This is a genomic window from Pseudomonas sp. AK181 (assembly GCF_051122975.1).
In the GTDB taxonomy this organism is placed as follows: Bacteria; Pseudomonadota; Gammaproteobacteria; order Pseudomonadales; family Pseudomonadaceae; genus Aquipseudomonas; species Aquipseudomonas lactis.
Genome location: NZ_CP146348.1, coordinates 438,447 through 464,904 on the forward strand (window position 1 = coordinate 438,447; position 26,458 = coordinate 464,904).

26 protein-coding genes and 1 pseudogene are annotated in these 26,458 nt (G+C 61.5%); 22 read left to right on the plus strand and 5 right to left on the minus strand.

Annotated features, from left to right (window positions below; all coding sequences use genetic code 11):
* Window positions 1-54: 54 nt before the first annotated feature.
* Entirely contained in the window at window positions 55-1,008 is a 954-nt protein-coding gene (gene gshB, locus V8689_RS02080; protein ID WP_056783029.1) for a glutathione synthase, read from the minus strand.
* Window positions 1,009-1,247: 239 nt separating this feature from the next.
* On the opposite strand from gshB, the gene pilG reads away from it, so the two are divergent.
* The 9 genes and pseudogenes from pilG to V8689_RS02125 all read left to right on the plus strand — a co-directional run.
* On the plus strand, window positions 1,248-1,655 hold the full coding sequence (gene pilG / locus V8689_RS02085) for a twitching motility response regulator PilG (RefSeq protein WP_014720321.1): 408 nt from the start codon (window positions 1,248-1,250) through the stop codon (window positions 1,653-1,655).
* 46 nt (window positions 1,656-1,701) lie between these two features.
* The gene (pilH, locus tag V8689_RS02090; protein WP_056783027.1) at window positions 1,702-2,067 is read left to right on the plus strand and encodes a twitching motility response regulator PilH; all 366 of its coding nucleotides are present in this window, start codon (window positions 1,702-1,704) and stop codon (window positions 2,065-2,067) included.
* 11 nt (window positions 2,068-2,078) lie between these two features.
* Window positions 2,079-2,603 (plus strand): chemotaxis protein CheW, encoded by a 525-nt coding sequence (locus V8689_RS02095; RefSeq protein ID WP_056783025.1) that lies wholly within the window; start codon window positions 2,079-2,081, stop codon window positions 2,601-2,603.
* Window positions 2,600-4,651: a methyl-accepting chemotaxis protein gene (locus V8689_RS02100; RefSeq protein ID WP_056783024.1), complete on the plus strand. Its 2,052-nt coding sequence runs from the start codon at window positions 2,600-2,602 to the stop codon at window positions 4,649-4,651. Before V8689_RS02095 ends, V8689_RS02100 begins: the two co-directional genes overlap by 4 nt.
* A 175-nt stretch (window positions 4,652-4,826) precedes the next feature.
* Entirely contained in the window at window positions 4,827-10,646 is a 5,820-nt protein-coding gene (locus V8689_RS02105) for an Hpt domain-containing protein (RefSeq protein ID WP_056783022.1), read from the plus strand.
* A complete protein-coding gene (locus V8689_RS02110) occupies window positions 10,639-11,094 on the plus strand; it encodes a chemotaxis protein CheW (RefSeq protein ID WP_003195048.1) in 456 nt (151 codons plus the stop codon). Before V8689_RS02105 ends, V8689_RS02110 begins: the two co-directional genes overlap by 8 nt.
* A gap of 261 nt (window positions 11,095-11,355) precedes the next feature.
* Complete coding sequence (locus tag V8689_RS02115) at window positions 11,356-11,739, plus strand: polymorphic toxin type 44 domain-containing protein (RefSeq protein WP_081089486.1); 384 nt, start codon at window positions 11,356-11,358, stop codon at window positions 11,737-11,739.
* Window positions 11,717-12,136: a hypothetical protein gene (locus tag V8689_RS02120; RefSeq protein ID WP_056783020.1), complete on the plus strand. Its 420-nt coding sequence runs from the start codon at window positions 11,717-11,719 to the stop codon at window positions 12,134-12,136. The genes V8689_RS02115 and V8689_RS02120 overlap by 23 nt, the downstream gene beginning before the upstream one ends.
* A gap of 20 nt (window positions 12,137-12,156) precedes the next feature.
* Window positions 12,157-12,282 (plus strand): annotated as a pseudogene (locus V8689_RS02125) (DUF6124 family protein); the annotation flags it as partial.
* A 121-nt stretch (window positions 12,283-12,403) separates the two neighbouring features.
* On the opposite strand, the gene V8689_RS02130 reads toward V8689_RS02125, so the two are convergent.
* Both V8689_RS02130 and V8689_RS02135 read right to left on the minus strand, forming a co-directional pair.
* Window positions 12,404-12,691: a HigA family addiction module antitoxin gene (locus V8689_RS02130; RefSeq protein WP_020301914.1), complete on the minus strand. Its 288-nt coding sequence runs from the start codon at window positions 12,689-12,691 to the stop codon at window positions 12,404-12,406.
* A gap of 14 nt (window positions 12,692-12,705) precedes the next feature.
* Window positions 12,706-12,984, minus strand: coding sequence for a type II toxin-antitoxin system RelE/ParE family toxin (locus V8689_RS02135; RefSeq protein WP_056783018.1), 279 nt, complete (start codon window positions 12,982-12,984; stop codon window positions 12,706-12,708).
* Window positions 12,985-13,492: 508 nt separating this feature from the next.
* Here V8689_RS02135 and V8689_RS02140 point away from each other — a divergent pair.
* From V8689_RS02140 to madM, 11 genes are all read left to right on the plus strand, one after another.
* Window positions 13,493-13,732 (plus strand): DUF6124 family protein, encoded by a 240-nt coding sequence (locus V8689_RS02140; protein WP_056783016.1) that lies wholly within the window; start codon window positions 13,493-13,495, stop codon window positions 13,730-13,732.
* Window positions 13,733-14,374: 642 nt separating this feature from the next.
* A complete protein-coding gene (locus V8689_RS02145; RefSeq protein ID WP_150073306.1) occupies window positions 14,375-15,103 on the plus strand; it encodes a hypothetical protein in 729 nt (242 codons plus the stop codon).
* Window positions 15,104-15,186: 83 nt separating this feature from the next.
* Window positions 15,187-16,857 (plus strand): malonate decarboxylase subunit alpha, encoded by a 1,671-nt coding sequence (mdcA, locus tag V8689_RS02150; protein ID WP_056783012.1) that lies wholly within the window; start codon window positions 15,187-15,189, stop codon window positions 16,855-16,857.
* Entirely contained in the window at window positions 16,858-17,691 is an 834-nt protein-coding gene (locus tag V8689_RS02155) for a triphosphoribosyl-dephospho-CoA synthase (protein WP_056783010.1), read from the plus strand. It abuts the gene before it with no gap.
* Window positions 17,691-17,990 (plus strand): malonate decarboxylase subunit delta, encoded by a 300-nt coding sequence (locus V8689_RS02160; protein ID WP_056783007.1) that lies wholly within the window; start codon window positions 17,691-17,693, stop codon window positions 17,988-17,990. The genes V8689_RS02155 and V8689_RS02160 overlap by 1 nt, the downstream gene beginning before the upstream one ends.
* Entirely contained in the window at window positions 17,983-18,825 is an 843-nt protein-coding gene (locus V8689_RS02165) for a biotin-independent malonate decarboxylase subunit beta (RefSeq protein ID WP_056783005.1), read from the plus strand. Before V8689_RS02160 ends, V8689_RS02165 begins: the two co-directional genes overlap by 8 nt.
* Entirely contained in the window at window positions 18,822-19,592 is a 771-nt protein-coding gene (gene mdcE / locus V8689_RS02170; protein ID WP_056783003.1) for a biotin-independent malonate decarboxylase subunit gamma, read from the plus strand. Before V8689_RS02165 ends, mdcE begins: the two co-directional genes overlap by 4 nt.
* A complete protein-coding gene (locus tag V8689_RS02175; RefSeq protein WP_056783002.1) occupies window positions 19,586-20,182 on the plus strand; it encodes a malonate decarboxylase holo-ACP synthase in 597 nt (198 codons plus the stop codon). Before mdcE ends, V8689_RS02175 begins: the two co-directional genes overlap by 7 nt.
* Window positions 20,179-21,078, plus strand: coding sequence for a malonate decarboxylase subunit epsilon (gene mdcH, locus V8689_RS02180; RefSeq protein ID WP_056783000.1), 900 nt, complete (start codon window positions 20,179-20,181; stop codon window positions 21,076-21,078). The genes V8689_RS02175 and mdcH overlap by 4 nt, the downstream gene beginning before the upstream one ends.
* Before the next feature lie 67 nt (window positions 21,079-21,145).
* On the plus strand, window positions 21,146-21,538 hold the full coding sequence (gene madL, locus V8689_RS02185; protein WP_056782997.1) for a malonate transporter subunit MadL: 393 nt from the start codon (window positions 21,146-21,148) through the stop codon (window positions 21,536-21,538).
* Between the two features lie 5 nt (window positions 21,539-21,543).
* Entirely contained in the window at window positions 21,544-22,308 is a 765-nt protein-coding gene (gene madM, locus V8689_RS02190) for a malonate transporter subunit MadM (protein WP_032897715.1), read from the plus strand.
* Between the two features lie 126 nt (window positions 22,309-22,434).
* On the opposite strand, the gene V8689_RS02195 is transcribed toward madM, so the two are convergent.
* A complete protein-coding gene (locus tag V8689_RS02195; RefSeq protein WP_056782994.1) occupies window positions 22,435-23,349 on the minus strand; it encodes a LysR family transcriptional regulator in 915 nt (304 codons plus the stop codon).
* 145 nt (window positions 23,350-23,494) lie between these two features.
* Here V8689_RS02195 and trhA point away from each other — a divergent pair, with 145 nt between their 5' ends.
* Window positions 23,495-24,112 (plus strand): PAQR family membrane homeostasis protein TrhA, encoded by a 618-nt coding sequence (trhA, locus tag V8689_RS02200; protein WP_046069907.1) that lies wholly within the window; start codon window positions 23,495-23,497, stop codon window positions 24,110-24,112.
* Here trhA and V8689_RS02205 read toward each other — a convergent pair.
* The gene (locus tag V8689_RS02205; RefSeq protein ID WP_056782992.1) at window positions 24,093-25,016 is read right to left on the minus strand and encodes a LysR family transcriptional regulator; all 924 of its coding nucleotides are present in this window, start codon (window positions 25,014-25,016) and stop codon (window positions 24,093-24,095) included. The genes trhA and V8689_RS02205 overlap by 20 nt on opposite strands.
* 106 nt (window positions 25,017-25,122) lie before the next feature.
* Here V8689_RS02205 and V8689_RS02210 point away from each other — a divergent pair, with 106 nt between their 5' ends.
* Window positions 25,123-26,364 carry a D-amino acid dehydrogenase gene (locus V8689_RS02210; RefSeq protein WP_056782988.1) on the plus strand — a complete coding sequence of 414 codons (1,242 nt, stop codon included), beginning with the start codon at window positions 25,123-25,125 and terminating at the stop codon, window positions 26,362-26,364.
* The last annotated feature ends 94 nt before the right edge of the window (window positions 26,365-26,458 follow it).

A 26,458-nucleotide genomic window follows, 5' to 3' on the forward strand; every position in this document is an offset into this window, starting at 1 on the left:
TTTCACAGGTGGCGCATGATAACGCAATGTTGGTGTGTGTCCGGCTGTTCTATGTCACTTGGCTTTTAGCTTGCGCTCAATGGCGGCCATCAGCATTTCGCCGATGTTCGTGCCAAATGCATTGTCGATCTCGCGAATACAGGTCGGGCTGGTGACGTTGATTTCAGTGAGGTTCTCACCAATTACGTCGAGTCCGACAAACAGCAGGCCTTTTTCCCGCAGGGTCGGGCCGACTTGAGCGGCGATCCAGCGGTCCTTGTCCGACAACGGCCGCGCTTCACCGCGACCACCGGCGGCCAGGTTGCCACGGGTCTCGCCGGCTGCCGGGATACGCGCCAGGCAGTAATCCACCGGCTCGCCGTCAATCATCAGGATGCGCTTGTCACCGTCCTTGATCGCCGGCAGGTAGGCCTGGCCCATGATCTGCTGGGTGCCCAAGGCGGTCAGGGTTTCGAGGATCACCGACAGGTTCGGGTCGCCGGCACGGTGACGGAAGATCGAGGTGCCGCCCATGCCGTCCAGCGGCTTGAGGATTACGTCGCCATGCTTGGCGGCGAATTCACGCAGTACATCGGCGCGGCGGCTGACCACGGTCGGTGGCGTGCACTGCGGGAACAGCGTGGCGAACAGCTTTTCATTGCAGTCGCGCAGGCTTTGCGGCTTGTTGACGATCAACACGCCGGCACGTTCGGCCTGCTCCAGCAGGTAGGTGGAATACACAAATTCCATGTCGAACGGCGGGTCCTTGCGCATCAGGATCACGTCGAGGTCGCTCAGGGGGCTGTCGACTTCGTCAGAAAGCTCGAACCACTTCTCGGGGTTGGCGAACACCTGCAGCGGGCGCATGCGTGCGCGGGCCTCGCCGTCACCCTGGTAAAGGTCGCGCTGCTCCATATAGAACAAGGTCCAGCCGCGGGCCTGGGCGGCCAGGAGCATGGCCAGCGAACTGTCCTTTTTATAGGAAATGCTGGCGATAGGGTCCATGACAATGCCGACGCGAACGCTCATGGGGGATTTCCTCTAGCAAATTGGGGCGCATAAAAGTGGCGTCAGAGTGGCTCTGCGGCTGTTGTGGGTCAAGGAAAAACCACTGGGCGGGCGCCTCGATAGATTGCGCCAGGAGACTGTGCTAAAAAGGCTGGCACGGCGCAGCAGCCCTTGAATTCCAAGGCTTGCGGCGTTCATCCTGTGCAACATCAGGCAGTACACACCGAAAACCGATTCGCTGTGGCGATGGTAGAGCAGATATGGAACAGCATTCCAACGCCTTGAAGGTGATGGTGATCGACGATTCGAAAACGATCCGCCGCACCGCCGAGACGCTGTTGAAGAACATGGGGTGCGAGGTCATCACGGCGATCGACGGTTTCGACGCCCTGGCCCGTATTGTCGATCATCACCCGCACATTATCTTTGTCGACATCATGATGCCGCGCCTGGATGGCTACCAGACCTGCGCCCTGGTGAAGAACAACCCGGCGTTCAAGTCGATCCCGGTGATCATGCTGTCCTCCAAGGACGGCCTGTTCGATAAGGCCAAGGGGCGCATCGTGGGTGTCGATCAGTTTTTGACCAAGCCTTTCAGCAAGGAAGAACTGCTGGGGGCGATCAAGGCCTATGTGCCTGGGTTCGCCGCAGTAGAACAAGCACACTGACGCCGCCTCACGAGGGCCGGCGCCGACCAATGTAGCGGGGAAAACCATGGCACTTATTCTGATCGTCGACGATTCACCGACCGAAATGTACAAACTCACCGGCATGCTGGAAAAGCATGGCCACAAGGTGCTCAAAGCCGAAAACGGCGCGGACGGCGTGGCCCTGGCCCGCCAGGATAAACCCGACGCCGTGCTGATGGACATCGTGATGCCCGGCCTCAACGGCTTCCAGGCCACGCGCCAGTTGTCCAAGGAGCCGGAAACCAACGGTATCCCCGTGATTATCATCACCACCAAGGACCAGGACACCGACAAAGTCTGGGGCAAACGCCAGGGCGCCAAGGACTACCTGACCAAGCCTGTGGATGAAGAAACCCTGATCGCTACCCTGAACAAGGTGCTGGCCGGCTAAGGCTTGCGATCATGACCGAGTCGCAAACCGCCTTCGAGCTGCTGCTGGATATCGACCGCCGCTGCCGCTTGCTGGCCGCGGACCTGCCGTCCCAGGAAACGCGCCTGCAACGCTGGAGCGGCATCGCTTTTCGCGTAGGGCCAAACGCCTACGTGGCGCCCATGGGCGAAGTCGCCGAGGTGTTGCATGAGCCGCGCTGCACCTTGATGCCGGGGGTCAAGCCCTGGGTCAAAGGCGTGGCCAACCTGCGCGGGCGCTTGCTGCCGGTGATGGACCTGGGTGGTTTCCTGGGCCTTGAGTTGTCCAAGGCGCGCAAGCAACGGCGGGTGCTGGTGGTGGAGTTCAACGACCTGTTTGTCGGGCTGCTGGTAGATGAGGTGGTAGGCATGCAGCATTTCCCATTGGACGCCTGGGTGGCGAGCGCCGCCTCGAGCGCGCCGTTTATTCAGGGCCAGTTCGACGGCGACCCGCCGTGGCAAGTCTTCAGCCCCTTCGCCCTGGCCCAGGCCCCTGGCTTCATGGATGTAGCCGCATGAGCACCGTTACCACGCCCAAACCCCAGGCCGCTTCGCGCAGCCGTTCGCAGATCATCGTGCTGTTTATCGCCTTGATCGTGTTCATCATGTTGCTGTTCGCCAACTTCGCGTACCTCAACACCCAGTCCACCTACGACAAACAGTACATCGGCCACGCCGGTGAGCTGCGCGTGCTGTCCCAGCGCATTGCCAAGAACGCCACCGAGGCCGCTGCCGGGAAAGCGGCGGCGTTCAAGTTGCTGGGCGATGCGCGCAACGATTTTGCCCAGCGCTGGGGCTACCTGAAAAAAGGTGACCCGCAAACCGGCTTGCCGGCGGCGCCCAGTGCGGTACGCGCCGAAATGCGGGCAGTGCAGACCGACTGGGAGGCGCTGCTGAAAAACACCGACGCCATCCTGGCCAGCGAGCAGACCGTGTTGTCGTTGCACCAAGTGGCGGCGACCCTGGCCGAAACCGTGCCGCAACTGCAGATCGAGTCGGAAAAGGTCGTGGATAGCCTGCTGCAACGCGGCGCACCGGCCAGCCAGGTGGCCTTGGCCCAACGCCAGTCGTTGCTGGCCGAACGTATCCTGGGGGCGGTCAACACGGTGCTGGCGGGGGATGAAACCGCCGTGCAGGCCGCCGATGCTTTCGGCCGCGATGCCAACCGTTTTGGGGTGGTGCTCAATGGCATGCTCAACGGCAACCCGGGGCTGCGTATCACCCAGGTCGAAGACCCGGACGCCCGGGCGCGGCTGGCGGACATTGCCGAGCTGTTCGAATTTGTCTCCGGCTCCGTGGATGAAATTCTCGAGACTTCGCCGCAGTTGTTTCAGGTGCGCGCCTCGGCGAGCAATATTTTCAACCTGTCGCAAACCCTGCTCGATGAAGCCTCGCACCTGGCCACCGGTTTTGAAAACCTCGCCAGCGGGCGCAGTTTAGACACCATCGGCGGTTACGTGCTGGGTTTGCTGGCGTTGGCCTCGATCATCTTGATCGGCCTGGTCATGGTGCGCGAGACCAACCGCCAACTGCATGAAACCGCGCAGAAGAACGAGCGCAACCAGAACGCGATCATGCGCCTGCTGGATGAAATCGAAGACCTGGCCGACGGCGACCTCACCGTCACCGCCTCGGTCACCGAAGACTTTACCGGCACCATCGCAGACTCCATCAACTATTCCGTGGACCAACTGCGCGACCTGGTCGCCACCATCAATCTCACGGCCGGGCAGGTCGCGGGCGCGGTGCAAGACACCCAGGCCACCGCGATGCACCTGGCCCAAGCGTCGGAGCACCAGGCCCAGCAGATTGCCGAAGCGTCCACGGCGATCAACCAGATGGCGCAGTCCATCGACCAGGTATCGGCCAACGCGGCCGAATCCTCGGCGGTAGCTGAACGTTCGGTAGAGATCGCCAACAAAGGCAACGAGGTGGTGCACAACACCATCCACGGCATGGACAACATTCGCGAACAGATCCAGGACACCGCCAAGCGCATCAAGCGCCTGGGCGAGTCGTCCCAGGAAATTGGCGACATCATCAGCCTGATCGACGACATCGCCGACCAGACCAACATCCTCGCCCTCAACGCCGCGATCCAGGCCAGCATGGCAGGTGACGCCGGGCGCGGCTTTGCTGTGGTGGCCGATGAAGTGCAACGGCTGGCCGAACGCTCCTCGGCGGCCACCCGGCAGATCGAAACCCTGGTACGCACCATCCAGGCCGACACCAACGAAGCGGTGATCTCCATGGAACAGACCACCACCGAAGTGGTGCGCGGCGCGCGCCTGGCCCAGGACGCCGGGGTGGCACTGGAAGAGATCGAAGGCGTGTCCAAAACTCTGGCGGCGCTGATCCAGAGTATTTCCAATGCGGCGCAGCAACAGACCTCATCGGCGGGGCAGATTTCCCTGACCATGAACGTGATCCAGCAGATCACTACGCAGACTTCGTCGGGTTCCACCGCCACCGCCGAAAGCATTGGTAACCTGGCGAAGATGGCCAGCCAGTTGCGCAGGTCGGTGTCGGGTTTCACCTTGCCGCCGCCCAAGCAGGTGGACGATTGAAATGCGACCTGAACAACACCACAGTCCAACTGTGGGAGCTGGCTTGCCTGCGATAGCGGTCTGTCAAATACAGATGTATTGCTGACCCACCGCTATCGCAGGCAAGCCAGCTCCCACACTGGATCTCCATTGTTTGTGCGATACCAGCAACTCATGAATTCTAAGCGGAGCAGTTATGGTTGATCGGCACGACTACGTGGCCCTCGAATGGGTCAAGGGCGATATTGCCGAAACCCTGAAGCAGGCCCGGTCGGCCCTGGACGCGTACGTTGAAACCCATGACGACGACGCCCTCAACGAATGCCTGGCCGGTATCCACCAGGTAAATGGCGCGCTGCAAATGGTCGAGTTCTACGGCGCGGCGTTGCTGGCCGAAGAAATCGAGGAGCTGGCCCTGGCGCTCCAGGCCGGGCACGTCGGCCAGCGCGATGAAAGTATCCGCCTGCTGCAACAAGCCCTCGGCCAATTGCCGCTGTACCTCGACCGCGTGCACAGTGCCCGCCGCGACTTGCCGCTGGTGGTGCTGCCGCTGCTCAACGACCTGCGCAGTGCCCGTGGTGAAAGCCTGCTATCGGAAACCAGCCTGTTCAGCCCGCAACTGCTATCGATCGAGCCGTTGCCTGAGCAAGCCCTGGCCCAACGGGCAACGGCGGATCTGCATGAACAGTTGCGCCAATGGCGCCACCTGCTGCAACAAGCCCTCGCCGGGTTGCTGCGTGAAGACCACGGCCCCAGCAACCTGGAAGACATGGCGCGGGTGTTCGCACGCCTTGAAGCGCTGTGCCAGGGCGCGCCGCTGCTGCCGTTGTGGCAGGTCACCTCGGCGCTGGTCGAAGGCATGCTCACTGGCGTGGTCGCCAACAGCCCGGCGCTGCGCAGCCTGCTCAAGGCCAGCGACAAGCAACTCAAGCGCTTGCTGGTTCAAGGCATCCATGGCATCAACCAGCCGGCGCCAGATGAGTTGCTCAAGAGCCTGTTGTTCTACGTCGCCAAAGTCACCCGGCCGACGCCGCGCATGCAAAGCCTGAAGGAACGCTACGGCTTGGACGAAGCCTTGCCCGACAGCGCCGTGGTCGATGCTGAACGTGCCCGGCTGGCCGGGCCGGATCGCAATGCCATGGGCTCGGTGCTCGGCGCGTTGTGTGAGGAGCTGGTGCGGGTCAAGGAACGCCTGGATCTGTTCGTGCGCAGTGACCGCCAGCACACCCAGGACCTCGACCCCTTGCTGGCGCCGTTGCGGCAGATCGCCGATACCCTTGCGGTACTGGGTTTCGGCCAGCCGCGCAAAGTGATCATCGACCAACTCGCGGTGGTGTTGAGCCTGGTTCAGGGGCAGCGCGAACCCAATGACGCGGTGTTGATGGATGTGGCCGGCGCGCTGCTGTATGTCGAAGCGACGCTGGCCGGGATGATCGGCACCGTCGAACCGCAAAGCCGTGAAGACAGCCGCTTGCCCACCACCGACCTGACCCAGATTCACCAGCTAGTGATTCGCGAGTCGTGCCAGTGCCTGCGCCAAGCCAAGGAGCTGGTGATCGACTGCATCGAGGCCGACTGGGACCGTCAGCGCCTGGAGTCCTTGCCCGAGCTGTTGAGCCAGGTGCGTGGTGCCTTGGCGATGATTCCTCTGCCGCGTGCGGCGAGTTTGATGCGCGGTTGCACCGATTACGTCGATGAGCAGTTGATGGTCAACGACGGCGCCCCTTCGGCGGTACAACTGGAGCATTTCGCCGAGGTGGTCAGCAGCCTGGAGTATTACCTCGAACGCATGCTTCAAGACCCTGACGCAGTTGGGGAGAAAGTGCTGGAACTGGCCACCCAGGGCTTGAATGCACTGGGCTACCTGCCGGTGGAAAAACCCTGGCGCCAGGCCCTGGCTGCGTCCGAGGGGGCGTTGACCACCGAGGCTGCACCCAGCCAGTCCCAATTCGATGCGCTGGCGAGCCCCACCTCACGTCTCAACCCTCCAGCCTTGCAGCGTCCCGGTAGCCTGTTGCCGCCGCCGGCCGGTGAAGAACCGATTGACGATGAGCTGCGCGAAGTCTTTCTTGAAGAAACCGATGAAGTCCTCGACGTGTTGCATCGCTACCTGCCCGACAGCACGGACAAAGCCGCCCAGGGCGAAATGCGCCGCGCCTTCCATACCCTCAAGGGCAGCGGCCGCATGGTGCGCGCCCTGGTGCTGGCCGAGCTGGCCTGGGCCGTGGAGAACCTGCTCAATCGCGTGCTGGAACGCAGTGTAGCCCTCGGCCCTGAGGTGCAGCAGGTGTTGGATGAGGCCGTGGCCCTGCTGCCGGAGCTGATCGCCGATTTTGCCAGCGGCGACCAACGCCAGCGCGATGAGGTCGACGCCCTGGCCGCCCGTGCCCATGCCCTGGCCAGTGGCGCCGCCACGTCGGCCACCGAGCCCCATGACCCACTGCTGCTGGAGATCTTCCGCAACGAAGCTCAGGGCCATCTGAACAGCCTCGAGCACTTCCTGCAACAGGCCGCCGAGCAGGTGCCGCTGCAGGTCAGCGATGAGCTGCAACGCGCCTTGCACACCCTCAAGGGCAGCGCCTACATGGCCGGCGTATTGCCCATCGCCGAACTGGCACGCCCGCTGGATCACCTCACCCGTGAATACAAGGCCCACCGCCTGCCGCTGGGTAAGGACGAAGTGGCGTTGCTAGTTGAAGCACAAGCGCTGTTCCAGCTCGGGCTGGGTGGCCTGGACCACAATCCACTGGCGCCGATCAACGGCGCGGCCGACCTGATCAGCCGCAGCCAACGCCTGCTGGAGCATCAACTTGCCGCCTTGCTCGACGCGCCCACGGCCGGCCTGCGCGTCAAGCGTGACCCGCACTTGATCACCAGCTTTCTGGCCCAGGGCATGGACATCCTGCTCGACGCCGAAAGCCTGCTGCGCCGCTGGCAGCAACACCCCGGCGACCGTCAGGAACTCACGGCGTTGCTGGACGAACTGACCACCCTGGGCGAGGGCGCGCACCTTGCCGACCTGCATCCTATCGACGCGTTGTGCGAAGCCTTGCTCGACCTGTATGGCGCGGTAGAGGAAAGCAGCCTGGCGGTCAGCGCCCGGTTTTTTCAGGAGGCCGAACAGGCCCACGACGCGCTGATCAACATGCTCGACCAGTTGGCCGCCGGCCAGGAAATCAGCCCCGCGCCCGCACGGCTGCAAGCGTTGCGCGAGTTGCTCGATGAAGCATTGGACCCGTCCGCCACGGGCCTGATCAAAAGCGACGGCAGCCGCGCCCTGAGTATCTCCGAATTGGGCGCGGCCACTGCGCAGTTGGATCACGCAACGGCGATGGACGACGAGATTGTCGAGATCTTCCTTGAGGAGGCCGTAGACATCCTCGACAGCGCCGGCCAGTCGCTCAAGCGCTGGTTATTGGAACCCGAAAACGCCGCGCCCTTGTCCTCGTTGCAGCGGGACCTGCACACCCTCAAGGGCGGTGCGCGCATGGCCGAAATCGACCCGGTGGGCGACTTGGCCTACGAGCTCGAATGCGTTTATGAGGGGCTGGTGGACCGCCGCTATAGCTATTCCGTGGAGCTGTCCCAGGCACTGATGGCCAGCCACGAGCGCTTGGCCCAACAGTTGGACGAGCTGCAACAGCAGCACCCCTTGAGTGACGGTGCCGAGTTGGTCGAAAGGCTGCGCGAATTGCGCCAGGCCAGCAGCCCGGCAGCGCCGGTTGCGGTGGAGCCCGCCTCGGGTGCCGACCCGGAATTGCTGGATATCTTCCTCGAAGAAGCCGCCGATATTCTCGACAGCTCAGGCAGCGCGCTAGTGCGCTGGCAGGCCGAGCCGGGCAATCGCCAGGAAGTGGAAACCCTGCTGCGTGACCTGCACACCCTCAAGGGCGGCGCACGCATGGTCGAAATCGGGCCAATCGGCGATCTGGCCCATGAGCTGGAATTTCTCTACGAAGGGCTGTCCGCCGGTTTGCTCGCGCCGACTCCTGAATTGTTCGCTCTGCTGCAAGGCTGCCATGACCGCCTGGCGCAGATGATCGACGCCGTGGCCGAGGGGTTGCCAGTGGGCTCGGTGGATAAACTCATCGAGCGCATCAAGAGCCTGGTGCACCCCAGTGATGAGCCGGTGACACCCGTGGCACTGCCGGCGGGCAAGGCCGAAGCGGTCGCCGATCCGGCTGCCGACATGGTGAAAATTTCTGCTGACTTGCTCGATGACCTGGTCAACCTCGCCGGCGAAACCTCGATCTTCCGTGGTCGTATCGAGCAGCAAGTCAAGGATGCGCGCATTGCCTTGAGTGAGATGGAAACCACCATCGAGCGCATGCGCGACCAACTGCGCCGGCTCGACAGCGAAACTCAGGGCCGCCTCCTGAGCCGCCAGCAGGCCGAGGCCGAACGTCTGGGCTACGAAGAATTCGACCCGCTGGAAATGGACCGCCATTCGCAGCTGCAACAGCTGGCCCGTGCGCTGTCCGAATCTGCCTCCGACCTGCTCGACCTCAAGGACACCCTTGAGCGCCGCAACCAGGATGCCCACAACCTGCTGCAGCAACAGGCGCGTATCAACACCGAATTGCAGGAAGGCCTGATGCGCACGCGCATGGTGCCTTTCGAGCGCATGTTGCCACGCCTCAAACGCATCGTGCGGCAAGTGGCGGGCGAGTTGGGCAAAGACGTGGAGTTCATCGTCGGCAATGCCGAAGGCGAGATGGACCGCAATGTGCTGGAGCGCATGGCGGCACCCTTGGAGCATATGCTGCGCAACGCCGTCGACCACGGCCTGGAGTCCCGCGAAGTGCGGCTGGCAGCGGGCAAACCGGAGAAGGGCCGCATCACCCTGGACCTGACCCACGAAGGCGGCGACATCGTTTTCGACATGCGCGACGACGGTGCCGGCGTGCCCCTTGAAGCGGTGCGGCGCAAGGCGATCAAGCGTGGCTTGCTCGCGCCCAATCAAGAAATCAGCGACCGTGACGTGTTGCAGTTCATCCTGCAACCGGGCTTTTCCACCGCCGAAAAAATCACCCAGATTTCCGGACGCGGCGTGGGCATGGACGTGGTGCATGAAGAAGTGCGCCAGCTCGGCGGCTCCATGGTGATCGACTCGACGCCGGGCATGGGCGTGCATTTTCGCATTCGCCTGCCGTTTACCGTGTCGGTCAATCGTGCGCTGATGGTGCACTGCGCAGACGACCAATACGCGATCCCGCTCAACACCATCGAAGGCTTGGTGCGCGTGCTGCCCCACGAATTGGCCGGGCACTACCAGCAAGACCCGCCGCACTATGAATACGCCGGCCAGCGCTACGAGTTGTTCTACTTAGGCGACCTGCTACACACCGCCAGTCGCCCGAAACTGCTGGGCCAGTACCAGCCGGTGCCGGTGCTGCTGGTGCACTGCAATGAACGCCGCGTGGCGGTGCACGTGGATGCCATGGCCGGTACCCGCGAGATTGTGGTCAAGGGCCTGGGGCCGCAGTTCTCCGGGGTGCAGGGCGTGACCGGCGCGACCATCCTGGGCGACGGCCATGTGGTGCTGATCATCGACTTGCTCGCGCACATCCGCGCCCGGCAACCGGCCTTGCCGGCCCAGGCGGTGGATGCGCCGCTGACCCTCAACGACCCGCTGAAAAAACGCCCGCTGCTGGTACTGGTGGTGGACGATTCGGTCACCGTGCGCAAAGTCACCAGCCGCCTGCTGGAGCGCAACGGCATGAACGTGCTCACCGCCAAGGACGGCATCGACGCCCTCGCCATCCTAGAAGAACACACCCCAGACCTGATGCTGCTCGACATCGAAATGCCGCGCATGGACGGCTTCGAAGTGGCCATCCAGATACGCAACGACCCACGCCTGATGCGCTTGCCGATCATCATGATCACCTCACGCACCGGCCAGAAACACCGCGACCGCGCCATGGCCATTGGCGTCAACGACTACCTCGGCAAGCCGTACCAAGAGTCGGTACTGCTGGAAAGCATCGCCTACTGGAGCAAGTCCCATGCTTGAGCACCGCACCAGCCAACTCACCGGCCTGCTACTGCCCCTGGCCGACCGCCACCTGGTGCTGCCCAACGTTGCCGTGGCCGAGCTGATCGACTTCCAGCGCGGCGAACCGGCCAGCGACGCGCCGCCGTGGTACTTGCGGCAGGTTACGTGGCGCGATCGGCAGATTCCGTTGATCAGCTTTGAAGCGGCCTGCGGAGAAGCCAGCATGACGGGTGAACGCTCACGTATCGTGGTGTTGAATGCACTGGGCGGGCGCCCGACGTTGAAATTCATTGCGCTGGTGATCCAGGGTATTCCGCGTTCGTACAAGCTCGATAGCGAATTGAGCTACGTGGACGTGCCGCTATGCCCGCTGGAACTGGCGGCAGTGCAAGTGGGCGAGCAGGTGGCGAAGGTGCCGGATTTGATGGGGCTTGAGGCGCTGCTGGTAGAGTCCGGCCTGGCCTGACTGATCGTTCCCACGCTCCGCGTGGGAATGCCGCCGGGGACGCTCCGCGTCCCGCCAGTCAGCACAAGGGTGACGCAGAGCGTCACAGGATGCATGCCCACGCGGAGCATGGGAACGATCAGTTAGCTTGCAAATGATCGGCGATATGTCGGAATAGGATGGAGTTGCTGTAGGCGAGTTCTGAATTTGGAATAGGCGGGTTTTCAGGCCGCAGTGGAGTGGCTAGTTTCTGCACTCCTCACTGCCAGCAAGGACTCGCAAATGGCCGTACCGTTAATGCCGCCCGGTGTTTCAATTCTTGAAAACATGGCGATATCCCAATCCAAACGCATTCATCTCAAGCCCGGCTCGGCATTTGCCTATTCCTGGTTTTACTCCCAAGTACGTGCGGCCGGCCCTTGGAACTACAAGAAGCAGGGGCGTCAGTACGAAGCTTTTGGTAACTTCAATTACGGTGCCACAGGCACGGTGCTGGGCATTCCCGAAAATGTGTTGCTGCGAGCCGCCGGTGTGGCTCAAACCGTCGCCAGAACGACTCGTCCGGATTTTGGATTATGGTGGGGCGGTGAGCCTTTTGGTGACGACCCACAGGACCAATATTGGATAAGAAGAGGTATCGAATATGCCATTTCGCAAGGCCACTAAGCGCCTCATACCTGTTCTGCGTAATTGCCTGCTTGTGATCTGCCTGCTCTATATCGGCGGCAGTTGGGTCCTGGCGCCCGGAACACCGGACCTGGATGAAGTGGTGTTGAAGCACTCCCTAGGCAACGGTATGTCGATCTATGGTGCGCGAGATGGCCAAGGTGGTGCGACGGTGGGGTTTTCCTACAGGTACTACGTGCATAAGGATTTGGGAAGTGATCAGGAAATACTCAGCGCATTAGCGTCTGCACCTCCTTTTCTCAAAACAAAAGAGCCCGATGTTCAAGTCAATAATGAGGGTGGCACCCTGCATCTGGTTATTCAGGGGGAAGTGTATGAGTACCACAGTTATGCGCTGGAGGGCCTGGGGAAGGTCAAGGTCATGATGGTGTTGTGATGGGCTAGCGCTCAGATTTTTCCTGCAACCTGGCCTTCGACCTGGACACTTCCCAGCGCACCATCATGCTGGGGATCCAGCAAATGGCAGAGTTGGGGCAGTTGTTGGTCGATAGAGCGCTGGAGCAAGTCAGCCCGTCGCCAGCAACTTGGAACGGTCCCAAAAAGGGGCTGATCGTTCCCTCTTTGGGACCGCTATCTAACCAACACCACCGACCAATGTGGGAGTAGGCAAGCTCCCACAACGAGCTGCGCTCATCTCTAGGTCTCAATCAATCCGCGCAAACCGTTCAATCACTGGCTGCTCCCGGTGCTCGGCCTGCCACAAGTCATAAGCACTTTGCATCGACAACCATAACTGGGCGGTACTCACGCCCGCGCGCTCCAACCGAACGGCAAGATCCGGGCTGACCGGGGCGTGGCCATGCAAGATCCTTGAAAAAGTCTCACGGGCGAAACCCAGGCGTCTCGCCATCTCGGTGATGGTGATGCCCAAGGCAGGGATCACATCTTCAAGCAGGATCTCACCTGGGTGAGGTGGATTGTGCATACCCATATCAATGCCTCTACTCAGTGGTAGTCAAGATAGTCGACTAGTTCGACCTGATCGTCGAACATCCGAAAAATAATGCGCCAGTTACCACTTATGCTGACGGACCAGTAGTCAAGCAGGTCGCCCTTTAAACGATGGAAGCGCCAGCCGGGCAGGTCCAGTGCATCTGGGTGCTCGGCTTTGTCCAGAATGAGCAGAACGCGGCGCAAGCGCTTTGCATGATTTGCGTTGATGCCTCTGGTTGAACCGGTCTCATAGAAGGCCCTGAGTCCCTTATGTTTCCAGCTAACGATCATGGCATGATTGTGATGTGATGCATCACACTCTGCAATGGCCTTGCATCGGGTTTAACGGTCGGATTCATGATGTCTGCCCGTGGCACGATTCGGATGGAAAAGGTTAGGGAGGCGAGTTCCGAGCAACAACCTGAAAAGCCTGTCGGAGCATTCTTTGCTGCCTATCGGAAGGATGATGGTGGAGGTGGTCTTAGGATTTTTCCCGCAAGATTTTGGGCTATGCATGAACTTGTGGTGAGAGGTCCGCACGCCTAGTCTTCGCTCCGTCATCGCAAAAAACGGTGACACGGACGTGCAAGTCCGACGAAACTGTTTAGGCGTACAAACGCCCAGCCAAACAACGGGCGTTTTTTGTGCTCGCTGCTTTATGGCGGCTGCGCGCAGGAGGTCTTCGGACCTGCTGGGTGTCCTAAACAGGCCCGGTCTTGCACACCTGCGCACGGTCGCCACCCTCATTCGCGTGCAAGCGAACGATGGCGCTCCTTACTAACTGTTTAGGAGTTTCATCATGATCAAACCTACGCCCAATCCACACCTCTTCACCGTAAACCCCCACCAAGACACCGAAACCCTACTGGTCAACGCCAGCGAAACCCTGTCCTCCCTCAACGCACTCACCTGCAACCTGGCCTTCGACTTGGACACTTCCCAGCGCGCCATCATGCTGGGGATCCAGCAAATGGCCGAGTTGGGTCAGTTGCTGGTGGATAGAGCACTGGAGCAAATCAGCCCGTCGCCAGCAACTTGAAACGGTCCCAAAAAGGGACTGATCGTTCCCTCTTTGGGACCGCTATCTAACCAACACCACCGACCCATGTGGGTGGCTTGTCTGCGATGTCCATAGGTATCTACACAACTTTGTGGGTTGTAACAGCAGACGGTAACCACGATGCGAAGCGAGTCGCTCTTGATCTGCTTTTGATCTTGATCTCAGGCGCCCCGTTAAACCACGCTGGCCGAACGCAGGCTTGAATTCGTGGGTAACCCGGCAGGACGCCGGGTTAGCCGCCCCGCGCCATGGATGGCGCGTGGCGGCGGCCCACGGATTCAAGCCTGTGTTCGGGCACACCGAGCCTAAGCGAGGTGCCGAGTGGTGGGGCAAGAGCGTTTTGCTTACTTTTGACTGGGCCGGCATTCCGGCTTTTCAAAAGTGAGCCGCTGTCAGAGCGGAACCCTAAGTGGCCGTTACCGCAGCAATGGATATGTACTCGGTATAACTGTGTTGGCTGTCAGGCCGTCTTCGCGAGCAAGCCCGCTCCCACAGTTGGATTGTGGGGTGTCAGGTAGATAGGCGTCGGCTGGCAGGCCGCCATCGCAGGCAAGCCAGCCCCACATCAAGCTTTATGTGCTACGGCCGATAAGGAGGATTCAGTTTTAGGGATGGAGTGATGTGGGCGTGATGGAATTTCTTGGCGCAGTAGGCAACAGTTTTTCATTTCTCTACAACATGGTTACCGGCGCTTTGATCTTATGGGGCCTGACAGTGACCGCAACAGCGTCCGCAGTCAGGTCATTGGCTGAGGGGCGTGGTGCGCTTTGGGGGGGCATGATTTCCATTGTAGGTGCAGTGATTATCCTACTGCTGATCCAGTTGGTCGGTGTTCCCGAAGACACTATTAACGTTTTAAACAACTTCATCATCATGACCCTTGGAGGGCTGGGGTCTGGTCTGCTGGCTGTTGCACTCGTGACAAAGCCGAACGCGGTCGAGGCGTTGAAGTTCAAACGGGCGTTGTTCAACATTCTTGATTACGCCTTTGTTTGGTTATGGCTGTCCTCTCTGTCCATGATTTTTCTTTTCCTTATTTCGAAGCTCTCTGGCCGCGTAGTGGCAACTGATCATGCGCTTGGAATCATGCTTATTACCTTCTTGTTCACCTTTTTGAGCATTGTGGTGCTTGAGTGCCGTAACAAATTCCCTAAATGGGGAGAGTCGGTCGGACTGGGTCTATTTCTCATACTAGTTGTGCTCTTGGTGCTCTATGTAGGGACGCTTGCCTCTGTATGGTCCAAGGCACCGGGTTGGATACTGACGTTAAATAGTCTGGTGGCTTGCTCGATATTGAGCACATCGATGTATTACCGCAGACGTGGTGCTGCACTGTTACTCCAGCCGTAACGATCCAGCACCCAGCTTGATTGATGCCTCTGCACATTCGCTCCTAAGGTACAGCCCACGACAGCAAACCCCGTGGAGCGACCATGACAACAACCATCACCCCCGACTCGCGCTGGACGCGGCGGCGCGACGAGAAGCAGCGGCGGCTCGGGCTGGTCAAGAAATACGCAGACGGGGCGGTGTTGCCCAGTGACAAGATCGTCGAGGCCCTTGAAGCCTTGATCCTCCCCGGCGACCGCGTGGTGCTGGAGGGCAACAACCAGAAGCAGGCCGACTTCCTCTCGCGCTCCCTGGCCAAGGCCGACCCGGCCACGCTCCACGATTTGCACATGATCATGCCCAGCGTCGGCCGTTCCGAGCACTTGGACCTGTTTGAAAAGGGCATCGCCCGCAAGCTGGATTTCTCTTTCGCCGGCACTCAATCTTTGCGCATCAGCCAGTTGCTGGAAGACGGCCTGCTGGAAATCGGCGCGATCCACACCTACATCGAACTCTACGCACGGCTGGTGGTGGACCTGATCCCCAACGTGGTGCTCTCCGCCGGTTTCATGGCCGACCGCGCCGGCAACATCTACACCGGCGCCAGCACCGAAGACAGCCCGGCGTTGATCGAGCCCGCCGCCTTCAGCGATGGCATCGTTATTGTGCAGGTCAATCAGTTGGTGGATGACGTCACCGACTTGCCCCGCGTCGACATCCCCGCAAGCTGGGTGGATTTCGTGGTGGTGGCCGACAAGCCGTTCTACATCGAGCCGCTGTTCACCCGCGACCCGCGCCATATCAAGCCGGTGCATGTGCTGATGGCGATGATGGCGATCCGTGGCATCTATGAAAAACACAATGTGCAGTCGCTCAACCATGGCATCGGCTTCAACACCGCCGCCATCGAATTGATCCTGCCCACTTACGGCGAATCCCTGGGGCTGAAAGGCAAGATCTGCCGCAACTGGACCCTCAACCCGCACCCCACATTGATCCCGGCGATTGAAAGCGGTTGGGTGCAAAGCGTGCATTGCTTCGGCACCGAACTGGGCATGGAAAACTACATCGCCGCGCGCCCGGATGTGTTCTTCACCGGCCGCGATGGTTCGATGCGCTCCAACCGCATGTTCTGCCAACTCGCCGGCCAATACGCCGTGGACCTGTTTATCGGCGCAACCCTGCAAGTAGATGGCGACGGGCATTCCAGCACCGTGACCCGTGGCCGCCTCGCCGGTTTCGGTGGCGCGCCGAACATGGGCCACGACCCACGCGGCCGCCGTCATGGCACGCCGGCCTGGTTGGATATGCGCCACGACGATGCGCCAGAAGCCCTGCTTGAGCGCGGCAAAAAACTCGTGGTGCAGATGGTCGAGACCTTCCAGGAGGGCGGCAAACCGACCTTCGTCGACACCCTGGACGCGGTGGAAGTGGCGCGCAAAAGCGGCATGCCCCTGGCGCCGATCATGATCTACGGTGACGACGTCACCCACTTGCTCACCGAAGAAGGCATCGCCTACCTGTACAAGGCGCGCTCCCTGGAAGAACGCCAGGCGATGATCGCCGCCGTCGCCGGGGTGACCGCCATCGGCATGCGCCACAACCCCAAGGACACGGCGCGCATGCGTCGCGAAGGCTTGATTGCCTTGCCCGAAGATTTGGGTATTCGCCGCACCGACGCCACCCGCGAGTTGTTGGCTGCCAAGAGCGTGGCCGACCTGGTGGAGTGGTCTGGTGGCCTGTACAACCCGCCCGCCAAATTCAGGAGCTGGTAAATGCGCGCGCTCAAACTGCATGAACTCAGCCTCGCCGATCGCCTCGCGGACATGGCCGTCGATGCGCTGATCGATGAAGCGGATTTGTCGCCTAAACCCGCATTGGTAGACCGGCGCGGCAACGGCGCTCACAGCGATTTGCACCTGGGGCTGATGCACGCCTCGGCGCTGTCGCTGTGGCCGATGTTCAAGGAAATGGCCGAGGCCGCGCTCGACATCGGCGAAGTCGGCCTGCCCCTGCGCGAAGCGCTCGGGCGTATTGGCCGGGAAGGCGAGCAGGCCATGCTCGCTACCACCCAGGGCGTGAACACCCATCGCGGTGCGATCTGGGCGCTGGGTTTGCTCACCGCGGCGGCGGCCCTGGAACCGCATGCCATAACCCTGACCGCCGCCAAACTGGCGCTGCTCAACGACCGTTACGCACCGCAGCCCATGAGCCATGGCGCCCAGGTCGCCCAGCGCTACGGCGCACGCGGTGCCCGTGAAGAAGCGCAACTCGGCTTCCCCTCGGTGACCCAACGCGGCCTGCCGCAACTGCACAAGAGCCGCCGCGCAAACGCCGGTGAACAGAACGCTCGCCTGGATGCCTTGCTGGCGATCATGACGGACCTGGCGGACACCTGCGTGCTCTACCGCGCCGGTACCGAAGGCTTGGCCGCCATGCAACAGGGCGCCCAGGCCGTGCTCGACGCCGGTGGCAGCGCAACCCTCGCCGGACGCCGCCAACTGCATGAGCTGGACCTGCAACTGCTTGCCTTGAATGCCTCCCCCGGTGGCGCCGCCGACCTGTTGGCCGCCTGCCTGTTTATCGACCGCCTCGACGGAGCGTTGTGATGGAAACCTTGTCCTTTGAATTCCCCGCCGGGCAGCCCCCCAAAGGCCGTGCGCTGGTAGGTTGCGTCGGCTCGGGCGACCTGGAAGTGCTGCTGGAACCGGGTACGCCCGGCACCCTGACCATTCAGGTGCAAACCTCAGTCAATGGCGCGCAGCAACGCTGGCAGCACCTGTTCGAACGCATCTTCCAGGAGCAGACGCTGCCGGCCCTGAACATTGATATCCACGACTTCGGTGCCACGCCCGGCGTAGTGCGTTTGCGCCTGGAGCAAGGTTTCGAGGAGATCGGCCATGACTGACTTACTCGCCAAACACAGCTTTGTGGAGCTCGGTGCCCGGCAGCGCGCCAAGGCGCTGTTGGATGCGGGCACCTTCCGCGAGTTGATCGACCCGTTCCAGCGAATCATGTCGCCGTGGCTCAGCCGCCAAGGCGTGGTGCCCCAGGCCGATGACGGCGTGGTGATCGCCAAGGGCAGCATCGGCGCCAAGCCTGTGGTGATTGCCGCTATCGAAGGCAATTTTCAGGGTGGCAGCCTGGGTGAGGTCGGCGGTGCAAAGATCGCCGGTGCGCTGGAACTGGCCGCCGATGACAACCGCAACGGCATTCCCACCTGCGCGGTGCTACTGCTGGAAACGGGCGGCGTACGTTTGCAGGAAGCCAACCTCGGCCTGGCCGCGATTGCCGATATCCACGCGGCGATTGTCGACCTGCGCCAGTACCAGCCGGTGATCGGTGTGGTGGCCGGCAGTGTCGGATGCTTTGGGGGCATGTCCATCGCGGCTGGCTTGTGCAGTTACCTGGTGGTCACTCGCGAAGCACGCCTGGGTTTGAATGGCCCGCAAGTGATCGAACAGGAGGCGGGCCTGGAGGAATACGACTCCCGCGACCGGCCTTTTATCTGGAGCCTTACCGGTGGCGAACAACGCTTCAACAGCGGCTTGGCCGACCGTTATGTGGCGGACGATGTGGCGCAGATCCAGCAGACCGTCAGCGCACTGTTGCAGCAAGGTGTGCCCGTACAACCTCGCAGCCGGCGCGCTGATTTCTACCTGGCGCGCCTGGCCGAACTGGACGCGAGCGCGCAAATCGAGCCGGCGACTGTTCGCGGCCTATATCAGGGAGAACGCTCATGAGAGGCTCGCAGTGGTTCAACGCGTTGAGCGCCAACGCAACGCCCGTTGAGGGTTTGCCGGGCTCATTGAAAGTGGCGGACGGAGTATTGGGTGAACAGGCGGTGCGCTATATCGCCGTGGTTCCCGACCCGCACAACCGCTTCCCCCGCGCCCGCCATGGCGAAGTCGGCCTGCTGGAAGGCTGGGGCTTGGCCCAGGCGGTGGACGAAGCCATCGCCCGGGGTGACAAGCGTCCTATCATCGCCATCGTCGACGTACCCAGCCAAGCTTATGGCCGTCGCGAAGAAGCCTTGGGCATTCATCAGGCCCTGGCCGCTGCCGCTGACAGCTACGCTCGTGCCCGGCTTGCCGGTCACCCGGTGATCGCGCTGCTGGTGGGCAAGGCCATGTCGGGCGCGTTCCTCGCCCACGGCTACCAGGCCAATCGCCTGATCGCCCTGCGCGACCCTGGCGTGATGGTGCATGCCATGGGCAAAGCCTCGGCCGCCCGGGTGACCTTGCGCAGCGTCGAAGAGCTGGAAGCCCTGGCCGCCAGTGTGCCGCCGATGGCCTATGACATCGACAGCTATGCCAGCCTGGGTTTGCTGTGGGAGACGCTGACAGTCACCCAGATTGAACAGCCCACGGCGGATGACGTGGCGCGGGTTCACGATTGCCTGGTGCAGGCGGTCAAGGATATCGGCAGTACCGACTTGAGTTCACGCCTCGGCGCGACCAACCGGGCTGCCTCCAGCCACGTGCGCCAGCTGTTGCGGGAGCAATGGTGAACGCCCACGACTTGCTCTGGGGCATGACCCTGGCGCATCTGCCTGCCGATGCCCCAGCCTGGGTGCGGGATGCGATCCGTGCCGGGCATCCAGTGGTGGTGCGGCGCGCCATCGCCGAGCCGGGCCATGTGGCGGTCGGTGTACGTGGGCGTTTGCGTGAGCAGCGTTTTGCCGCCCGGATGCCTGTGGCGGCGGTGCAACGACGGGTGTCGCCGCAAGCTTTGCGAGAGGTGCTCTCGCCACGGGATTTACCAGCGCTGCGGGCCCTCGATCAACTGCGCCCGGTGCTGGCGCAGCAAGACTGGGGCGTCAGCGGCAGTGCCGGGTTTGAATTGGCCAGTGGCATTGAAGCGCTGCATGCCCAAAGTGACCTGGATTTGATTCTGTGCACGCCCAATCCTTTGGGGCGTAGCGAGGCGCAAGCGTTGTTGGCGATCCTGGACACCGCGCCCTGCGCCGTCGACCTGCAACTGCAAACCCCTTTCGGCGCCGTCGCCTTGCGCGAATGGGCCGGCTCCTCACGCCGTGTACTGCTCAAGACCGTCAGCGGTGCGCACCTTGTGCTCAACCCTTGGCAGGCCGTGGCATGAGCAGCCTTCTGGTGTTTCCGGGGCAGGGCGCCCAACGCAGCGGCATGCTCCAGGCGTTGCCGGCCGACATTGTGCAAGAGGCCAGTGATGCCCTGGGTGAAGACGTTCGTCAGCTCGATTCGACGCAAGCGCTTGAGTCGACGCGGGCTGTGCAGCTGTGCCTGTTGATCGCCGGCGTGGCCCATGCGCGGCAATTGGCGTGCACGCCGGATTATGTGGCGGGCCTGTCCATCGGCGCCTACCCAGCTGCGGTGATCGCCGGCTCCCTGGGCTTTGCTGATGCGATAAAACTGGTCAGCTTGCGTGGCGAATTGATGCAGCAGGCTTATCCACAGGGCTATGGCATGACCGCGCTGATCGGTCCTGATCTGGCCAGCGTCGAGGCCTTGCTGGCGGATATCCACAGCCCACAAATGCCGGTGTACCTGGCCAATATCAATGCCGATAACCAGACCGTCATCGCCGGCAGCAACGAAGCGATGAAGCGGGTCGCCGAGTGCATCAAAGGCAACGGCGTCGCCAAGCGCCTGGCCGTGAGCGTGCCGTCTCACTGCTCGTTGCTTGAGCCACCCGCCCAGGCTCTGTTCCAAGCCTTCGTCCCACTCAAGGCACCGCGCATCACTTACCTGAGCAGCACCCGCGCACGGCCTATCCACAACCCCGAACACTTGCGTGACGACCTGGCCTTCAATATGTGCCGCGTCGTCGATTGGCGCGGCACGGTGCAAAGCGCCTACGAGCGCGGTGTGCGCCTGCAAATCGAACTGCCGCCGGGCGCGGTGCTCACCGGTCTGTCACGCCGTGTGTTTGAACAAGGCACGGTGATCGCCTGCGAAGGCGCCCGCCTGGACACCTTGCAGGCCCTGCTGCAAGAGGAGGAACGCCGCCACCGATAACGCAGTACCCAAGGCTTTCGAAGCACAAAAACAACAATTTCGAACGAGCACTTTGAGGACAACAACCATGATTATCTACGGTGTGGCTTTTTTGGCGTTCTGCACGTTGGCAGGGCTGTTTGTGGGTGAACTGCTGGGCAAGCTGCTGGGTATTCCGGCCAACGTCGGCGGGGTGGGTATCGCCATGCTGCTGTTGATCGGCCTGGGCAGCTACCTGAGCAAACGCGGCCTGTTTACCGGCAAGTCAGAGCAAGGCGTGAGTTTCTGGGCGGCGGTGTATATCCCGATTGTGGTGGCGATGGCTGCCCAGCAAAACGTATATGGCGCCATCAGCGGTGGGCCGATGGCGATTCTGGCCGGGACCCTCGCCGTGGTGCTTGGCTTTGCCCTGGTGCCCGTGCTGGTGCGTATCGGTAACCGCGAGCCGGTTACTCCTGTTCCCACCAAAGAAGCCGGGTGATCGCCATGTACGAATCGATGATGAAAGTGATCACCGGCTACGGCTTGATCAGTGGTTTTGCCGTGATCGGCCTGACCATGTGGGTGTCCTATTGGATCTCCGATACCTTCACCAAGGGCCGCCTGCATGGTTCGGCCATTGCCATTCTGCTGGGGTTGGCGCTGTCGTATGTGGGCGGTGCGTTTACCGGTGGTTCCAAGGGTGTGGTGGACATTCCACTGTTGTCGGGCATCGGCCTGCTCGGTGGTGCGATGCTGCGGGACTTTGCCATTGTCGCCACGGCGTTTGGCGTGAGTGTCGATGAGCTCAAACGCGCGGGCTTCGTGGGTGTGTTGGCGCTGTTTGTCGGCGTGGGCTCGTCGTTCGTTGCCGGGGTAGGAGTGGCGATGGCGTTCGGGTACACCGATGCGGTGAGCCTCACCACCATCGGCGCCGGGGCCGTGACCTATATCGTCGGCCCGGTGACCGGCGCGGCGATTGGGGCCAGCTCCGAGGTGATGGCGCTGTCCATTGCCGCAGGGTTGATCAAGGCCATTCTCGTCATGGTGATGACGCCGTTCGTGGCACCGCTGATCGGGCTGAACAACCCACGTAGCGCGGTGATCTTCGGTGGCTTGATGGGCACCTCCAGCGGCGTGGCGGGCGGCCTGGCGGCGACAGATCCGAAGCTGGTGCCTTATGGGTGTTTGACGGCGGCGTTCTATACGGCGCTGGGGTGCTTGCTGGGGCCGTCGTTGTTGTTTTTGCTGATGCGTGGGTTGGTGGGCTGACAGGGGATGCTCGTTCCCACGCTCCGCGTGGGAACGCCTCTTGTGCCGCTCTGCGGCACGGTCTCAAAAAGCGGACGCGGAGCGTCCTAAACTGCGCTCCCACGCAGAGCGTGGGAGCGATCGTCCTCAGCTTTGGCGATTGGCATACATCCGACACTCCGCCAACAACGCCAGCAAGTTCGGATCGCGCTCTTTGGCTTTCAAAAACACCACACCGATTTGCTGCTGCAACCGATACCTGGGCTGCAGCGGTATCAGCTTCACGCGGTTCTCATACACCGCCGCGATCCGCCCAGGCAGCAGCGCATAACCCACCCCTGAACTGACCATGCTCAGCAAGGTGAAGATATCGTTCACCTGCATCGCCACCTTCGGTTCGAACCCTGCCTGATGGAACACGCGGTTGCCGTCCTGGTGCGTAGCGAAGCCCTGGGTGAGCGTGATAAAGGTGGCATCGCACACGTCGGCCAGGTCGATTTCCTGATTGCGGTCCAGGGGCGAATCGGCCGGGGTGGCGAGGAAGATGTCATCGCTGAACAGCGCGATCTGCTCACAGTCGGGGTCGTGGGCGTGTTCGTCGAGGGAGATGAGGATCGCGTCCACTTCCATGTTCTTGAGCTTGTAGAGCAGGTCGAAGTTGGAGCCCAGGATCAGGTCGATATTGAGTTCGCTGCGCCGGATTTTCAGGCCCATGATCAATTGCGGTACGGTTTTGACCGTCAGCGAATACAGCGAGCCGAGCTTGAAACGTTCGGCCGAGAACCCAGCGGCTTCGCGGGTCAGGCGCACGCTGTCGACCACATCCGCCACCAGTTTCTGCGCACGCTCTTCGAGCACGTAGGCGCTTTCCAGCGGGGTAAGGTTGCGCCCCTCGTGTTTGAACAGCGGGCAGCGCAGGGCACTTTCCAGCGAGTGGATGGCGCGGTGCACGCTGACATTGCTGGTTTGCAGCTCGGCGGCGGCGCGGGCCAGGTTGCCGGTGCGCATGAACGCCAGGAAGATCTCCAGCTTCTTGAGGGTGAATTCTTCGTCGATCAGCATGGCCTTGGGCTCTTGTTCGATTGCGCTCGATTGTGCCCGTAAATCCGGCTGTCGTCGCCGGAACGTCACGTGCCGCTTGCACTCTGATGCGCAAGGCAGGACGCTTGTCCGCCTGTTCTTGAGGGTGACGGGAGGTCAGTGACAGATGTACCACGGGGAACGATTCAACGCCTGGAGCCATTTGCTCGGTGCAGTCGCGGCCTGTATTGGCGCCGTGTGGATGTTGGTGGTGGCGAGCCTGGACGGCAGCCCCTGGAAGATCGTCAGCGTGGCGATTTATGGCTTTACCCTGATGGTGCTGTACAGCGCGTCAACGGTGTACCACAGCGTGCAGGGCCGGCGAAAAGCGATCATGCAGAAGGTCGATCACTTTTCCATTTACCTGTTGATCGCCGGCAGCTACACACCCTTCTGCCTGGTGACCCTGCGCGGGCCGTGGGGCTGGACGCTGTTCGGGATTGTCTGGGGGCTGGCGGTGATCGGCATCCTGCAGGAGATCAAGCCGCGCTCGGAGGCGCGGATTCTGTCCATCGTGATCTACGCCGTGATGGGCTGGATCGTACTGGTAGCGGTCAAACCGCTGATGGCGGCGCTGGGCACGGCCGGGTTTATCTGGTTGGCGTCGGGTGGGGTGCTGTACACCGTAGGCATTATCTTTTTTGCCCTGGAGGATCGCTTGCGCCATTCCCATGGCATCTGGCATTTGTTTGTGATCGGCGGCAGCCTGCTGCATTTTGTGGCGATCATGCATTACGTGCTCTGACCTGCGGGAGGTCCAGCAACTCACGCGCCCGAGTGCCGAAAATCTGTAGCAGGTCGGCCAACATATGCGGTGGCGGTTCGTGGGCGCGGGTCAAGGCGTAGAGGGTAATCGGCAGGGGTGGCGTGAGCGTACGGATACACACGGTCGCCGTGGAGGCACTGAGGGCGGTGAAGGGATCGATGACCGTTATGCCCGCGCCCGATTCGACCATCGCCCTGGCCAGGGAATAGGTTTGTACGGAAATGCTTATTTGTGGTGGTGGGCTGACGTTTTCCAGATAGTTGTCGAGCTTTGCCGCCAACGGATCGGCGCTGGAAAGGCCGATCAGCGACGTACTTGCCAGGTCGGCCAACGGCAGTGCCTTGTGTGATTCAGATTCAGGCCAGTAGCCTTTTGAGGCCAACGCCACCAGCGCTCCGTTCGCCAGTATCTGGGTGGTGAGGCCCGGGTGGCCGGAGAAATTGAGGGTCAACGCCAGGTCGATTTCACGCATCAGTAACTGCTGCACGAGCTCGCGGCTATGGTCGCTGGACAGCTCGCAGGCGATGTCCGGGTAGCTGCGCTTCCACTCCAGAATGGAGGGAGGCAGCAGTGACTGCGCCAGCGCGGGGATCGCCCCAATGCGCACACTTTGCTCAGGCGTATGGCGCAAGCTCTTGGCCAGCCGCTGCACCCCCTGCAGGCTCGTCGTCACTTTCTCTACTTCACTTTCCAGGGCCAGAGCTTCCGAGGTGGGCTGCAATTTGCCGCGCACCCTTAGAAACAAAGGAAAGCCCAGTTGCAATTCGGCGTGTTGCAATACCTTGGTTACCGCGGGTTGCGAGACATGAAGCAACTGCGCGGCGGCGCTGACGGAGCCCGTCTGCCGGATGGCCTGGAAGATTTCTATATGTCGCAAGCGCATGAAAGTTCATAACCTCAACTTATGGGTCGCTTACCTTTATTCATTGTTCAACTTTTGTCACTGGAACCTACTCTGGAATTCGTTTCAATCCATGTGAGGTGTCAATATGGCAAGGCGAGTATGTATCATCGGCGGCGGCGTCATTGGCTTGGCGAGTGCCTATGCATGTGTGCGTGCAGGCATGGAAGTCACTCTGGTCGAAGCGCAAAAAAAGTTGGGCAATGCCAGCAGCTTCGCGAACGGTGGCCAACTGTCGTATCGCTATGTCACACCCCTTGCCGATGCCGGCGTGCCGCTGCAGGCACTCAGTCTGCTGTTACGGTCGGAGTCGCCCCTGAAACTCAGACCCCGGCTGGACCTATCGCAATGGCGCTGGCTTGCGTCCTTCCTTGGGGCATGCCGCACCTCTGTCAACCGCACCAACTCCGCGCATTTGCTTCGCCTGGCGTCGATGAGCCAGGACGTGTTGAACCGTTGGCGGGTAGAGGACCATCTGGAGGGGTTCAACTGGAAACGCAATGGAAAACTGCTGACCTTCCGCTCCGAAGACAGCTTCGCAGAGGCGCGGCGCAAACTGACAGACCCCCTCCAGCAACAGGTGCTATCGGCCGAAGACTGCCGCAAGCTTGAGCCGTCGCTGATGGAGGGCACCTTTATCGGAGGTATTTACAACCCTACCGAAGAAGTCGCCGATTGCCATGCATTTTGCCAGCTGCTAGGCGGGGAATTGGAGGCGTCGGGACGTTGCCGCATTGTGTACGGGCGCAAGGTGCAACGTATTCATGAGGCATTTGGTGCGGTCGTGGCGGTGGAGCTTGAAGATGAAGTCCTGCCTGTAGAGAACCTCATTCTGGCGGCAGGCCATAACAGTTCGAGCCTGGGGTTGCCGGGGATGCGTTTACCGCTTTACCCCCTCAAGGGCTACAGCCTCAGTGTACCCATCGGCGAACATCACTGTGCGCCGAAGATCAGCGTGACGGATTACGATCGCAGGACTGTTTATGCCCGAATCGGCGAGCAGTTGCGCGTCGCCGCGATGGTCGACATGGTGGGCTTCAACAGCGCACCAGAGCCTAAGCGTCTGGCGGTCGTAAAACGCTTGGCCCGCCAGACATTTCCGATGGCCGGAAATTACGACGCTGCGGTTGAATGGGCAGGTATGCGGCCAGCGACGCCCACGGGCCTGCCACTGATTGGCGCCAGTTCCTATCGCAATCTGTGGCTCAACCTCGGGCACGGCGCCCTCGGTTTCACGCTTGCGTGTGCCAGTGGCCAGTTGTTGGCCGAAATGATTGCCGAACGGCCCACCTCGATCGACGCCCATGTATTTCTTCCCAGGGCGGCCTGATCGCTAATTAGCGGAGCGTACAACGATGAATAATGATGTCTGGTTAGGCGTGACACTGGTTCGAACGGCAGCCCGGCCCGTGGCCAGTGGTATC